Here is a 13,024-nt window from a genome sequence, read left to right on the forward strand (position 1 = left end):
TCAGCTCCCCCTGTAGGTCGAGTAGCCATAAGGAGAGATAAGCAACGGCACGTGATAATGCACGGATTCCGCCATGCCGAAGCGGATCGGCACACTGTCGAGGAAGGCCGGTTCCGGCAGTTTGGTGCCCTGGCCGCGTAGATAGTCACCGGCGGCGAACACCAGTTCGTATTCGCCAAGGCGGAATTCCGCTCCTGCCAGCAGCGGCGCATCGCAGCGGCCGTCGGCATTTGTGACGACGGTCTTCAAATGTATCCGCGCGTCGCTCTCAAGATGATAAAGCGCGATCGACAGGCCCGCCGCCGGCTTGCCGGTCGCGGTGTCGAGCACATGCGTCGTCAGACGTCCGCCATCGGCTTTCGACGTTTCTGCCACTGGCGCCTCCCATTTCCGATACAGCCGAACAAAGCAGTGAATTGTGCGCCAATTAAAGGCGATGCATAAGTCCCGGTCGAGCGGAGTGGCACAAAAACACTTTCAAAAATTTCGGGGGAATGCGCGAGCAACCCTTTCGACTATCCTGATCATAACTTCCGGCAGCGTCCGGCGGGGAGGGGCAATGCGTTACTCTAGAGACATGCGCGGCTACGGAGCCAATCCGCCGGATCCGAAATGGCCGGGCGGTGCGCATGTGGCCGTCCAATTCGTCGTCAACTACGAGGAAGGCGGCGAGAACTGCGTGCTGCACGGCGACAAGGCCTCGGAAGCCTTTCTGTCGGAAATCGTCGGCGCCGCGCCCTGGGTCGGCCAGCGCCACTGGAACATGGAATCGATCTACGAATATGGCGCGCGGGCAGGCTTCTGGCGGCTGCTGCGCCTGTTCAGCGAGGCGCAAGTGCCGGTGACCTGCTACGGGGTCGCCACAGCACTGGCCCGCTCGCCCGACCAGGTGGCGGCGATGCAGGAGGCCGGCTGGGAAATGGCCTCGCACGGGCTGAAATGGATCGACTACCGCGATCATGCACCGGAAGATGAACGCCGCGACCTCGAAGCGGCGATCAAGCTGCACTACGAGGTGACGGGCCAACGGCCGACCGGCTGGTACACCGGCCGCACCTCGGTCAATACGGTGCGGTTGGTGGCCGAAGAGGGCGGCTTCGACTATGTGTCGGACACTTATGACGACGAACTGCCCTACTGGTTCGAGCACAGCGGCGGCGCGCAACTAGTCATCCCCTACACGCTCGATGCCAACGACATGCGTTTCGCCACGCCGCAGGGATTCAATTCCGGCGACCAGTTCTTCGCCTATTTGAAGGACAGTTTCGACACGCTCTATGCCGAGGGCAAAGCGGGCCGGCCGCGGATGATGAATATCGGCCTGCATTGCCGCCTCGTCGGACGTCCCGGGCGGGTGGCGGCGCTGAAGCGCTTCGTCGACTATGTCAGATCGCACGACAAGGTCTGGCTGGCACGGCGCGTCGATATCGCCAGGCACTGGCAGGAGAACCACCCCTACCAGCCGGCGGCGCTCAAGCCGTCGAAGATGGCGTTCGAGACCTTCGTCGACACTTTCGGCGGCGTGTTCGAACATTCGCCCTGGGTCGCCGAACGTGCCTATGAGCTGGAGCTTGGGCCGGCGCATGACAGCGCCGGCGGCCTGCACAATGCGCTCTGCCGCGTCTTCCGCGCCGCCAGCGAAACCGAGCGGATCGGCGTCCTCAACGCCCATCCCGATCTCGCTGGCAAACTGGCCAAGGCGCGGCGGCTGACGGCGGAATCCACACGCGAGCAGGCTTCCGCCGGCCTAGACGCGCTGACCGACAAGGAGCGCGAGCTGTTTTCCAAGCTCAACGCCGCTTACGTCACCACCTTCGGCTTTCCCTTCATCATCGCGGTGCGGGGCAAGACCAAGGAGGAGATCCTCGCCGAGTTCGAGGCGCGCATCGGCAACAGCCGCGGCATCGAACTCGATACCGCCTGCAAACAGGTCGAGCGCATTGCGCTGCTCCGCCTGAAAGACATGCTCCCGCTCTAATGAAATGACTGAGGGGTCAGGACCCAATGGATATGATCAAGACTGACCAGAAAACCTATTACGCGCCGCATGGCGGCCATCCCGGCCAAAATGAGCTTTTGACCGGCCGCGCCGTCTTCACCGAGGCCTATGCGGTCATACCAAAGGGGGTGATGCAGGACATCGTCACCAGCCCCCTGCCGTTCTGGGACGAAACCAGGGCCTGGATCATCGCCAGGCCGCTTTCGGGTTTCGCCGAGACATTTTCGCAGTACATCGTCGAGGTCCTGCCCGGCGGCGGCAGCGACCGGCCCGAGCCGGACGCCGGCGCCGAGGGCGTGCTGTTCGTGGTTGAGGGCGAGTTGACCGTTTCGCTGGCCGGCAAGAAGCACGTGCTGCAAGCCGGCGGTTTTGCCTTCCTGCCGCCGGACAGCGGCTGGACGGTGCGCAACGAAGGTCGCGACGCCGTACGCTTCCACTGGATCAGGAAGGCCTATGAGGCCGTCGACGGCATCGACGCGCCGGAAGTCCTGTTCAGCAGTGACCAGCAAATGGCGCCGACGCCGATGCCCGGCACCGAGGGTCGCTGGGCGACGACCCGTTTCGTCGATCCAGCCGACATGCGCCACGACATGCATGTCACCATCGTTACGCTCGAGCCTGGCGCCGTCATCCCGTTTGCCGAGACGCATGTCATGGAGCACGGGCTCTATGTCTTGGAAGGCAAGGCGGTCTACCGCCTCAACCAGGACTGGGTCGAGGTCGAGGCCGGCGACTTCATGTGGCTGCGCGCCTTCTGCCCGCAGGCCTGCTACGCGGGCGGCCCAGGCAAATTCCGCTATCTCCTTTACAAGGACGTCAACCGGCACGCCAAGCTCGGCGGGGCGGGCATTGGCGGTCGCGCGCGGTGACCCGCATCACAGCGCGGCCGCTGACGCGCGAAAGCTTTGCCGGCTTCGGCGATGTCATCGACATGGGCGGCGGCAATCACTACCCGATCAATGGCGGCAAGACCGAGCGCTACCACAATCTCGCCACCGCTGAAGCCGCGGGACCGAATGCCCGCGTGCTGATCTCGATGGCGCGCGGCACGCCTTACGACCTGCCGCTGAAGCTGACCATGGTCGAGCGCCATCCCTTGGGCAGCCAGGCGTTCATCCCGCTGTCGCCGCGGCCTTTCCTGGTCGTCGTCTGCCATGACGGCAAGGACGGTCCGGGCGAGCCGCACGCCTTCATCACCGCACCCGGGCAAGGCGTCAACTATCCGCGCAATCTCTGGCACGGCGTGCTGACGCCGCTCGGCGAAGCGCAGGATTTCGTCATCGTCGACCGCGGCGGTGACGGCTCCAACCTCGAAGAGTTCCATTTCTCGCACCCCTACGAAATCCATCTCCCCAACGAGACCTGAGAAATGACCGACATATCGCTGATCGACCGCCTGCTCGATGTCATCGAGCACGACATCGTGCCGAAAACGGCAGAGGGCGTGGCCCATGGGAACAAGCTGTTCGGCGCCGCCATCCTGCGGAAGGGCGACCGCTCGCTGGTGCTGGCCGAAACCAACAACGAGATGGAAAATCCGCTCTGGCATGGCGAGGTGCACTGCCTGAAGCGTTTCTATGAAATGCCGAAAGCCGAGCGCGTCGACACCAAGGACGCCATCTTCATCGCCACGCATGAGCCCTGCTCGCTCTGCCTGTCGGCGATCACCTGGACCGGCTTCGACAATTTCTACTACCTCTTCAGCCACGAGGATTCACGCGACAGCTTTGCGATCCCGCACGATCTGAAAATCCTGAAAGAGGTCTTCACTCTTGATCCCGGCGGCTACAATGCCGAGAACGCTTATTGGAAGAGTTTTTCCATTCGCAGGCTGGTGCGGGCGCTGCCCGAGGCCGAGCGCGGCCGGCTTGAGGCAAGGATCGGCAATATTTCCGCCCGCTACGACGAACTGTCCGGCGCTTATCAGGCGCGCAAGGCCGAAAACGACATTCCGCTGAACTGACGCGGATTGCCTAGCCTACCTTCGCGTTTTTCAGCACCTCGTTGATCCTGGCCTGCCAGCCCTTGCCGGTCGCCTTGAATTTACTGATGACATCCTGATCCAGACGGATGGACACGACTTGCTTAGGCTTCTCCACGGCTGGCCGGCCACGAGCACGCCTTATGCTCTCGAAAAGTTCTGGAAACACTTCCGCGAAAGGCCTGGCTTGCGCCAACTGTTCGTCTGTCGTCTCCGCATCGTCGGGATCATCAACAATTTGTCTTTGAATTTCCACTTCCTCCGCATCGGTAAGCGGTCGAACACGCGATTTAGGATTGTTCATATACTGACCTTTCCTTTCGGCTGGCACGGCGCATCGAGATCACCGAAATCGCCTCCGAACCAAGCGGCTTGAAAATCACGGCCAGGATGATCTCTCCGAATTCGCCAATCGCCTTGAACCGGTCGGCCTTGGCTGGAAGGACGGTTGAAGTCGCAAAAAACTCAATATCGAGTTCGGCAAAATCGAGACCCCGGCTGTCCAGGTTCGTCACGCGCTTTGGCTCATCCCAAACGATTTTTCAGGCGAAACCATCCTCATCACGTTGGGTTCAGTTAATAAATGTAATACATTAATTATAATCCTGCAACATCAGGGCAAAACAATCGGGCTACATATCGTGGCGTCGTCGCGGCGACACCGGCCGTCGCCCGTTTGACTTCATGACATGCCCGCTTCATGCGTCACTGACATCCTGGAGCATCGCATGAAAACCATCACCGAATTTCCCCGCAAGGTCGTCGAATTCCCCGATATGGGCATCGTCATGCCGGATGGTTGCCGGCTGTCGGCGCGGGTTTGGATGCCGGAGGACGCCAGCAGCGATCCGGTGCCGGCGATCCTCGAGCACCTGCCCTACCGCAAGCGCGACGGCACCATCTTTCGCGATCAGCTGACGCATCCCTATTTCGCCGGCCACGGCTACGCCTCGATCCGCGTCGACATGCGCGGCAATGGCGATTCCGAAGGGCTGATGGACGACGAATATTCCGAACAGGAATTGCAGGACGCCTGCGATGTGATTGCCTGGGCGGCAGCACAGCCCTGGTGCAACGGCAGTGTCGGCATGATGGGCATTTCCTGGGGCGGCTTCAACTGCCTGCAGGTGGCGGCCAAGCAGCCGCCGGCGCTGAAGGCGGTGATCAGCCTGTGCTCGACCGTCGACCGCTACGCCGACGACATCCACTACAAGGGCGGCTGCCTTTTGACGGAAAATTTCGGCTGGGCCTCGACCATGTTGTCCTATTCGTCGCGACCGCCGGATCCGCTGATTGCGGGCGACAACCGCTGGCGCGACCTCTGGCTGACGCGGCTGGAGAACCAGTCTTTCCTTCTGCCGCTCTGGCTCAGCCATCAGCATCGCGACGCCTATTGGAAACGCGGTTCGATCTGCGAGGATTTCTCCGCGGTCAAAGCCGCCGTGCTGTCGATCGGCGGCTGGCATGACGGCTACCGCAACACGATCTCGCACCTCGTCGCCAACATCCAGGCGCCGGTGAAGGGCATTGTCGGGCCGTGGATCCACAAATACCCGCATTATGCCGGGCCAACACCCGCCATCGGCTTCCTGCAGGAGGCGTTGCGCTGGTGGGACCGCTGGCTGAAAGGCGTCGACACCGGTGTCGAGGCCGACCCGGACTATCGCGCCTATGTCATGGACAGTGTGCGCCCCGCGCGCTGGCACCCGGAGCGGCTGGGCCGTTGGGTGGCCGAACAGGAATGGCCGTCTCCCAACATCAAGGTCGGGGCGATCGAACTCATTGCTGACGGCGTCAGGCCGGCGATCGTGGCGACCCCGCAAAGCTGCGGGCTCGCCGGCGGCGAATATTTTCCCTTCACCTTTGGCCCGGAACTGCCGGGCGACCAGCGCCCGGACGACGCGCTGTCCGTCTGCTTCGATCAGCCTGTGCTTGCCGAGGCACTCGACATCGTCGGCGCGCCGGAGCTTCTCATCCGGGTGTCGTCCGATCGCCCGCAGGCGAACATCGCGGTGCGGCTGTGCGACGTGCACCCCGACGGCGCCTCGGAACTGATCTCCTACGGCGTGCTCAACCTGACGCATCGTTCTTCGCACGAACAGCCGCAAGCGCTGGTGCCGGGCGAAACGGTTTCGGCGCGCGTTATTCTCGACCAGTGCGCCTACCGCGTGCCGGCCGGACACCGCCTGCGCATCGCGGTTTCCAATGCTTACTGGCCGATGATCTGGCCGTCGCCGGAGCCGGTGCGGCTAGACCTTTCAGCGGCGACGCTGAGGCTGCCGCTGCGCCCGCTCGCAAAAGCCGACGAGACCTCGTTCCAGTCTCCCGAAGGCGCAACACCCTGGGCAACCGCGACAGTTCGTGCAGCGAATTCCGAGCGTCACGTCGATCGCGATGAGAAGACCGGCATCGTCACGCTGTCGATCACGGATGATTTCGGAGAAGTGCGCGATCTCGCGCATGGACTGGCCAATGGCAGCATTGCCCGCGAGAGCTGGACGATCCACCCCGACGAGCCGCTGTCTGCCTCGGGTCGCACGCACTGGACGCAGACCTTGTCGCGAAACGGATGGTCGGTTCGCACCGAGACGTCGGCTGAAATGCGCTGCGATGCGCAAAACTTCATCGTCAGCGCCAGAATCGAAGCTTATGAGGGCGAAACGCTGGTTTTCGAACGCGATTTCGAAGAGACGATCCCGCGCGACCTGCTCTGAGCGTCGACCCGACTGGTCCAGTTGCGACGCACGATTTACGCCACGGCATGTCGCATTCCGTCTTGCTTACGGCTTTGCCTTCCGGTCAATATCCCTTTGGTAACAACAAGCAAAAAACGACCATAAGGTCGAACCAACAGAGTGAGGAACTCAAATGTCCAACGAACTCGAATATCTGAGCCGGCGCGTTGCGTCCGGCAAGCTGAGCCGTCGTGATTTCCTCGGCCGCGCCGCCGCACTCGGCGTCACAGCGCCCTTCGCCAATATGCTGCTTTCCAGTGCGGCTCGTGCGGAAGGCCCGGTCAAGGGCGGCACGCTGAAGGCCGGCCTCGTCGGCGGCGAATCCACGAACAGCCTGGACCCGGCTTTGTTCATGACGCAAGTGCCGTTCGCCTTTGGCAAGATGTGGGGCGAACTGATCGTCGAGCTGTCTCCGGAAGGCAAGCTCGAGAACCGCATCGCCGAAGAGATCGGCTCGTCGGACGACGCCAAGGTGTGGACGCTGAAAATCCGAGACGGCGTCGAATTCCACAACGGCAAGACGGTGACCGCTGAGGATGTGGCGGCAACGCTCGAGCGCCATTCCGATGAAAAGTCGAAGTCCGGCGCGCTAGGCTACATGAAGGGCATCGACAGCATCAAGGCCAGTGGCAAGGAAGTCGTCCTGACGTTGAAGGAGGCCAACGCCGACCTTCCCTATCTCCTCAGCGACTACCACCTCATCGTCCAGCCCAACGGCGGCAAGGACAAGGCGGATGCCGGCATCTCGGCAGGACCCTACAAGGTCACCACCAACGAGCCCGGCGTGCGCCATGGCGGCGAGCGCTTCGCCAATTACTGGCAGGCCGACAAGATGGGCCATGCCGACCAGATCGAGATCATCGTCATCAACGACGCGACCGCGCGCACGGCGGCCCTGCAGGGCGGCCAGGTCAACATGATCAACCGCGTCGAGCCGAAGATCGTCGACCTGATCAAGCGTGTACCGGGCGTCACCATCCGCAACCATGCCGGCCCCGGCCACTATGTCTTCATCATGCATTGCAACACCGCGCCCTTCGACAACAGCGACCTGCGCATGGCGCTGAAGCTCGCGATCGACCGTGAGGAGATGCTGAACAAGGTGCTGCGCGGCTACGGCTCGCTCGGCAACGACTTCCCGATCAATTCGTCCTATCCGCTGTTTTCCGAGATCGAGCAGCGCAAATATGATCCCGACAAGGCCAAGTTCCACTACAAGAAGTCGGGCCATGACGGCACCGTGCTGCTGCGCACCTCCGACGTCGCCTTCCCGGGCGCGGTCGACGCCTCGCAGCTCTTCCAGCAGAGCGCGGCCAAGGCCGGCATCAAGATCGAGCTCAAGCGCGAGCCCGGCGACGGCTACTGGAACGAGGTCTGGAACAAGCAGCCCTTCTGCGCCTCCTATTGGGGCGGCCGCTCGACCCAGGACCAGATGTACTCGACCGCCTATCTGTCGACCGCCGACTGGAACGACACCCGTTTCAAGCGTCCGGACTTCGACAAGCTGGTGCTGGCTGCACGCGCCGAACTCGACGAGACCAAGCGCAAGCAGATGTACCACGACATGGCCGTGCTGGTGCGCGACGAGGGCGGCCTGATCCTGCCGATGTTCAATCAGTTCATCGATGCGACAGGCGCCAAGGTCGGCGGCTGGGTCGACGATCCGCATCAGGAGCTGATGAACGGCTACGCGCTGGCGAAGTGCTGGCTCGAAGCCTGAGCCCGGCTTTGCGGATATGTCCTCACCCGTCGTGAAACTTGTAGCCCAGCGCGTTGCGCTGGGCATCGTCCTCTTGCTGGCCGTTTCGGTCCTGATCTTCGCCGGCACCCAGATCCTGCCCGGCGACGTCGCGCAAGCCATTCTCGGACAGTCGGCGACGCCGGAATCGCTCGCCAATTTGCGCGAGCAGCTCGGCCTCAATCAGCCGGCTTACATCAGGTATTTCCATTGGCTCGGCGGTGCACTCACCGGCGACCTCGGCACGGCGATGTCGAGCGGCCAGGATATCGCGACCTCGATCAAGGGGCGGCTGTGGAACACGCTGTTTCTCGCCTTCTGGGCGGCGGTCGTGGCCGTGCCGCTGGCGATCATCCTCGGCCTGATCGCCGTGCGTTACCGCAACGGTTGGGTCGACAAGCTGATCTCCGGCCTGGCGCTCGCCTCGACCTCCTTCCCGGAATTCTTCATCGGCTATGTGCTCGTCTACTTCTTTGCCGTGAAGTATCAATGGTTCCCGGCCATTTCCACGGTCTATGACGGCATGCCGTTCGGCGAGCGTATGCAGGCGATCGCGTTGCCGGCCGCCGCGCTGACGCTGGTTGTGCTGGCGCATATGATGCGCATGACCCGCGCGGCCATCCTCAACGTCATGCAGTCGGCCTATGTCGAGACGGCTGAACTGAAAGGCCTGTCGGCCTTCAACGTCATCCGCAAGCATGCTTTCCCCAACGCCATCGCGCCGATCATCAATGTCGTCATGCTCAACCTCGCCTACCTCATCGTCGGCGTCGTCGTGGTCGAGGTGATCTTCGTCTATCCCGGCATGGGGCAATATCTGGTCGACCACGTCACCAAGCGCGACGTGCCGGTGGTGCAGGCCGTCGGCCTGATCTTTGCCGCTGTCTACATCACTCTCAACATCATCGCGGACATCGGGGCGATTGTCGCCAATCCGCGCCTCAGACATCCGAAATAGGCGGCGGGCATGCTCGATATCAAACGCATCCCCATTCCCGCGCTGATTGGCATCGTACTGACGACGATGTTCGTCGTGGCGGCTGTCTTCGCGCCATGGATCGCACCACACGGCAATGCCGAGATTGTCAGCGACGTTCCTTGGGAACCGATGTCCGCAGCGCATTGGCTGGGCACCGACAATCTCGGCCGTGATCTTCTGTCGCGCATGATCTACGGCGCTCGCATCACGCTGTTCATTGCGGTGCTGGCCACCGCGCTGTCATTCTCGCTCGGCGCCATCCTCGGCTTTTCGGCGGCGGTGTTCGGCGGCTGGTTCGACACGCTGCTGTCGCGCCTTGTCGATCTGCTGATGTCGATCCCGACCCTGATCATGGCGCTCGTCGTGCTTTCGGTGCTGCCGACCAACCTGGTGACGCTGATCTTGGTGATGGGCGTCCTCGACTCGACCCGCGTCTACCGGCTGTCGCGCGCGGTGGCCGTCGACATCAACGTCATGGACTATGTCGAGGCCGCCAAGCTGCGGGGCGAAGGCAGCGGCTGGATCATCTTCCGCGAGATCCTGCCCAACGCGCTTTCGCCGCTGGTCTCGGAACTTGGCCTGCGCTTCATTTACGCGGTGCTGTTCTTGTCGACGCTCTCCTTTCTCGGGCTTGGCGTGCAACCGCCGGATGCCGACTGGGGCGGCATGGTCAAGGAGAACAAGGACGGCATCGTCTTCGGTATCGGGGCGGCACTCATTCCCGCCGCGGCGATCGCAGCACTGGCGATTTCGGTCAATCTGGTCGCCGACTGGGTGCTCAACCGCACGACAAGCCTGAAGGGAGGACGCGGGTGATGGCTGACACAAAAGCAAAGCCCGGCCTGCTGCTCGATATCCGCAATCTGCGCATCGAAGCGACAGTGTTTCCGCCCGGCGAGGCGCCGAAGAACATCGTTTTGGTCCACGATGTCTCGCTGACGCTGGAAAAGGGCAAGGTGCTCGGCCTGATCGGCGAGTCCGGCGCCGGCAAGTCGACCATCGGCCTGTCGTCGATGGGCTATGGCCGTGGCGGCGTGCGCATCACCGGCGGAGAGGTGCTGCTCAACGGCCGCGATATCCTCAAGGGCGGCAAGGAAGGTTTCCGCAAATTGCGCGGCCGCGAGGTCTGCTATGTCGCGCAGTCGGCGGCCGCGGCCTTCAATCCGGCGCACAAGCTGATGGACCAGGTGGTGGAAGCAACGCTGCTGCACGGCACGGCGACACGCGCCGAGGCCGAGAAACGTGCCGTGGCGTTGTTCAAGAAGCTCAGCCTGCCAAACCCCGAAATCATCGGCGAACGGTTCCCGCACCAGGTCTCCGGCGGTCAGTTGCAGCGGGTGATGACGGCTATGGCGCTGTGTTCGGAACCCGACCTGATCGTCTTCGACGAGCCGACCACGGCGCTCGACGTGACGACGCAGATCGACGTGCTGGCGGCGATCAAGGACGCCATCCGCGACACCCATGTCGCGGCGCTCTACATTACCCACGATCTTGCCGTCGTCGCCCAGGTCTCGGACGAGATCATGGTGCTGCGCCATGGCAGGCTGGTCGAATGGGGCGGCACTCGCCAGATCATCAAGGAGCCGCGCCAGGAATACACCAATGCGCTGGTCTCGGTGCATGAGATCGAGCATGCCGAGCAGAAGCCCGGCGCCGCGCCGTTCCTGTCGGTCAAGAACGTCACCGCCGCTTACGGCGGCAGCCACGTCAAGGTGCTGAAGAACGTCTCGGTCGACATCTTTCCGGGACAGACGCTGGCTGTCGTCGGTGAATCCGGCTCCGGCAAGTCGACGCTGGCGCGCGCCATCACCGGGCTGTTGCCGCCGGAAGAAGGCACCGTCACCTTCGACGGCAGGCCGCTCGCCAACAGGCTTGCCGACCGGCCGAAGGAGGATCTGCGGCAATTGCAGATGATCTACCAGATGGCCGACGTGGCGATGAACCCGCGCCAGACCGTCGGCACCATCATCGGCCGACCGCTGGAATTCTACTTCGGCATACGCGGTCGCGAGCGCGACAAGCGCGTCGCCGAACTGCTCGACGAGATCGAGATGGGCAAGGGCTTTCTCGATCGTTATCCGGCCGAACTCTCCGGCGGCCAGAAACAGCGCGTCTGTATCGCCCGCTCGCTCGCTGCCAAGCCCAAGCTGATCATCTGCGACGAGGTGACATCGGCGCTCGACCCGCTGGTGGCCAACGGCATTCTCAAGCTGCTGCTCAACCTGCAGCAGCACGAGAAGGTCGCCTACCTCTTCATCACCCACGATCTGGCGACGGTGAAGTCGATCGCCGATTCGATCGCGGTGATGTACCGCGGCGAGGTGGTGCGCTACGGCGCCAAGAGCAAGGTGCTGACGCCGCCCTTCGACGCCTATACCGACCTGCTGCTGTCGTCCGTTCCCGAGATGGAGATCGGCTGGCTGGAAAAGGCGATCAAGGGACGGCGCATGGCGAGCGCGGGGAATTAGTAGGGAATTCGCGGCCTTTGTCGCGAAAACTTCCTTCAACGGCAAAAGCTTTCCGGAGCCGCCCATGGCGCTCAAGACCAAACTGCTGCTCATCATTTTCGATGGCGTGCCCTACCGGAACTGGCGCCGGCTGATGGGCAATCTCGAAGGCTGGGTGCAATCGGGCGAGGCGCAGGTGTGGAAGATGCGCTCGGTGCTGCCGTCGACCTCGGCCTGCTGCTATGCCTCGATCCACACCGGCGTTTCGCCGCAGGAGCACGGCATCCTATCCAACGAGAACCGTTTTCTCGTCAACAAGCCGGATATTTTCTCCGAGGTCAGCAAGGCCGGCGGCAAGACCGGCGCGGTGACGCATTCCTACTGGTCGGAATTCTTTCGTTCCTATCCGTTCGATCTGGTCGAGGACATGGAGTATGACGAGCCCAACGGACCGATCGCGCATGGCCGCTTCCACACCATGACCGGCTATAATGCCCGCAACCAGATGACGCCGAGCGATGTCGATTTGTTTGCGACGCTGACCATGCTGACCCGGCGCCATGATATCGACTACGGGATCCTGCACACCTGCACGCTCGATTCGATGGGCCATCGCTTCGGCCATGACTGCCACGAAATGGACCATGCCTGCTATGCGATGGACGGCATGCTGGCAGCCTTCCTGCCGGGCTGGCGGCAAGCCGGTTACGAGGTGATCGTAACCGCCGACCACGGCCAGACAGACCGCGGCCATCATGGCGGCCGCGACGATGAAATGCAGGATTTCGCGCTGTATTATTTCGGAGCCGGCAAAGGGCCGGATCCGGACACGCTGCTTGATCAGCTGCAACTGGCGCCGACGGTGCTGAAGCGGCTGGGTGTGCCGGTGCCGGAGACCATGAAGGCTAAGCCGTTTTTGGGGTGACGGAGGTCGTCGCTGAGCCGCCGTTCGCTACCCCCTCTCCCCGTCACTATACGGGGAGAGGGTAAGGGTGAGGGGCAGCGCAACATCAAACATAAATACCCCAACGCCGGTGCCGCCCCTCATCCGGCTGCCGCTGTCCAGCCGATAGATGGGTAACACTTTGAACCGGATACATAGGTGACACTTCTCTCCCCCTATGTGTCCGCCGCAGCGCCAA

At 62.6% G+C, this 13,024-nt stretch carries 13 protein-coding genes; 10 read left to right on the plus strand and 3 right to left on the minus strand.

Features of this window, described 5'->3' with window-relative positions; all coding sequences use genetic code 11:
• A complete protein-coding gene (gene uraH / locus X730_RS147625; RefSeq protein ID WP_023694734.1) occupies positions 1 to 375 on the minus strand; it encodes a hydroxyisourate hydrolase in 375 nt (124 codons plus the stop codon).
• Positions 376 to 559: 184 nt separating this feature from the next.
• Here uraH and puuE point away from each other — a divergent pair, with 184 nt between their 5' ends.
• The 4 genes from puuE to X730_RS147605 are packed head-to-tail and all read left to right on the plus strand — an operon-like array spanning position 560 to position 3,962.
• The gene (gene puuE, locus X730_RS147620; protein ID WP_023826674.1) at positions 560 to 1,978 is read left to right on the plus strand and encodes an allantoinase PuuE; all 1,419 of its coding nucleotides are present in this window, start codon (positions 560 to 562) and stop codon (positions 1,976 to 1,978) included.
• A gap of 26 nt (positions 1,979 to 2,004) precedes the next feature.
• On the plus strand, positions 2,005 to 2,868 hold the full coding sequence (locus X730_RS147615; protein ID WP_023703641.1) for a bifunctional allantoicase/(S)-ureidoglycine aminohydrolase: 864 nt from the start codon (positions 2,005 to 2,007) through the stop codon (positions 2,866 to 2,868).
• A complete protein-coding gene (locus X730_RS147610; RefSeq protein WP_023725922.1) occupies positions 2,865 to 3,365 on the plus strand; it encodes an ureidoglycolate lyase in 501 nt (166 codons plus the stop codon). The genes X730_RS147615 and X730_RS147610 overlap by 4 nt, the downstream gene beginning before the upstream one ends.
• Positions 3,366 to 3,368: 3 nt before the next feature.
• Positions 3,369 to 3,962 carry a nucleoside deaminase gene (locus tag X730_RS147605; protein ID WP_023683488.1) on the plus strand — a complete coding sequence of 198 codons (594 nt, stop codon included), beginning with the start codon at positions 3,369 to 3,371 and terminating at the stop codon, positions 3,960 to 3,962.
• Positions 3,963 to 3,972: 10 nt separating this feature from the next.
• On the opposite strand, the gene X730_RS147600 is transcribed toward X730_RS147605, so the two are convergent.
• Complete coding sequence (locus X730_RS147600) at positions 3,973 to 4,284, minus strand: BrnA antitoxin family protein (RefSeq protein WP_023671384.1); 312 nt, start codon at positions 4,282 to 4,284, stop codon at positions 3,973 to 3,975.
• Positions 4,271 to 4,519, minus strand: coding sequence for a BrnT family toxin (locus X730_RS147595; RefSeq protein ID WP_031197083.1), 249 nt, complete (start codon positions 4,517 to 4,519; stop codon positions 4,271 to 4,273). The genes X730_RS147600 and X730_RS147595 overlap by 14 nt, the downstream gene beginning before the upstream one ends.
• Positions 4,520 to 4,708: 189 nt before the next feature.
• On the opposite strand from X730_RS147595, the gene X730_RS147590 reads away from it, so the two are divergent.
• The 6 genes from X730_RS147590 to X730_RS147565 all read left to right on the plus strand — a co-directional run bounded on the left by X730_RS147590 (position 4,709) and on the right by X730_RS147565 (position 12,807).
• Complete coding sequence (locus tag X730_RS147590; RefSeq protein ID WP_023826675.1) at positions 4,709 to 6,694, plus strand: CocE/NonD family hydrolase; 1,986 nt, start codon at positions 4,709 to 4,711, stop codon at positions 6,692 to 6,694.
• A gap of 154 nt (positions 6,695 to 6,848) precedes the next feature.
• Positions 6,849 to 8,435: an ABC transporter substrate-binding protein gene (locus X730_RS147585; protein WP_023671387.1), complete on the plus strand. Its 1,587-nt coding sequence runs from the start codon at positions 6,849 to 6,851 to the stop codon at positions 8,433 to 8,435.
• A gap of 16 nt (positions 8,436 to 8,451) precedes the next feature.
• Positions 8,452 to 9,411 (plus strand): ABC transporter permease, encoded by a 960-nt coding sequence (locus tag X730_RS147580; RefSeq protein ID WP_023823868.1) that lies wholly within the window; start codon positions 8,452 to 8,454, stop codon positions 9,409 to 9,411.
• A 9-nt stretch (positions 9,412 to 9,420) separates the two neighbouring features.
• On the plus strand, positions 9,421 to 10,248 hold the full coding sequence (locus tag X730_RS147575; RefSeq protein ID WP_023703637.1) for an ABC transporter permease: 828 nt from the start codon (positions 9,421 to 9,423) through the stop codon (positions 10,246 to 10,248).
• Positions 10,248 to 11,903, plus strand: coding sequence for an ABC transporter ATP-binding protein (locus X730_RS147570; protein WP_023694741.1), 1,656 nt, complete (start codon positions 10,248 to 10,250; stop codon positions 11,901 to 11,903). Before X730_RS147575 ends, X730_RS147570 begins: the two co-directional genes overlap by 1 nt.
• 64 nt (positions 11,904 to 11,967) lie before the next feature.
• On the plus strand, positions 11,968 to 12,807 hold the full coding sequence (locus tag X730_RS147565; RefSeq protein WP_023755806.1) for an alkaline phosphatase family protein: 840 nt from the start codon (positions 11,968 to 11,970) through the stop codon (positions 12,805 to 12,807).
• Positions 12,808 to 13,024 lie beyond the last annotated feature (217 nt).

Origin of the sequence: Mesorhizobium sp. L103C131B0 (assembly GCF_000502275.1) — a bacterium.
GTDB lineage: Bacteria > Pseudomonadota > Alphaproteobacteria > Rhizobiales > Rhizobiaceae > Mesorhizobium.

What these genes read in the sequence shown, in the direction of transcription:
- puuE (WP_023826674.1), top strand. Translation starts at nt 560, where the DNA reads ATGCGTTACTCTAGAGACATGCGCGGCTACGGAGCCAATCCGCCGGAT.
- X730_RS147615 (WP_023703641.1), top strand. Translation starts at nt 2,005, where the DNA reads ATGGATATGATCAAGACTGACCAGAAAACCTATTACGCGCCGCATGGC.
- X730_RS147605 (WP_023683488.1), top strand. Translation starts at nt 3,369, where the DNA reads ATGACCGACATATCGCTGATCGACCGCCTGCTCGATGTCATCGAGCAC.
- X730_RS147600 (WP_023671384.1), bottom strand. Translation starts at nt 4,284, where the DNA reads ATGAACAATCCTAAATCGCGTGTTCGACCGCTTACCGATGCGGAGGAA.
- X730_RS147590 (WP_023826675.1), top strand. Translation starts at nt 4,709, where the DNA reads ATGAAAACCATCACCGAATTTCCCCGCAAGGTCGTCGAATTCCCCGAT.
- X730_RS147585 (WP_023671387.1), top strand. Translation starts at nt 6,849, where the DNA reads ATGTCCAACGAACTCGAATATCTGAGCCGGCGCGTTGCGTCCGGCAAG.
- X730_RS147580 (WP_023823868.1), top strand. Translation starts at nt 8,452, where the DNA reads ATGTCCTCACCCGTCGTGAAACTTGTAGCCCAGCGCGTTGCGCTGGGC.
- X730_RS147575 (WP_023703637.1), top strand. Translation starts at nt 9,421, where the DNA reads ATGCTCGATATCAAACGCATCCCCATTCCCGCGCTGATTGGCATCGTA.
- X730_RS147570 (WP_023694741.1), top strand. Translation starts at nt 10,248, where the DNA reads ATGGCTGACACAAAAGCAAAGCCCGGCCTGCTGCTCGATATCCGCAAT.
- X730_RS147565 (WP_023755806.1), top strand. Translation starts at nt 11,968, where the DNA reads ATGGCGCTCAAGACCAAACTGCTGCTCATCATTTTCGATGGCGTGCCC.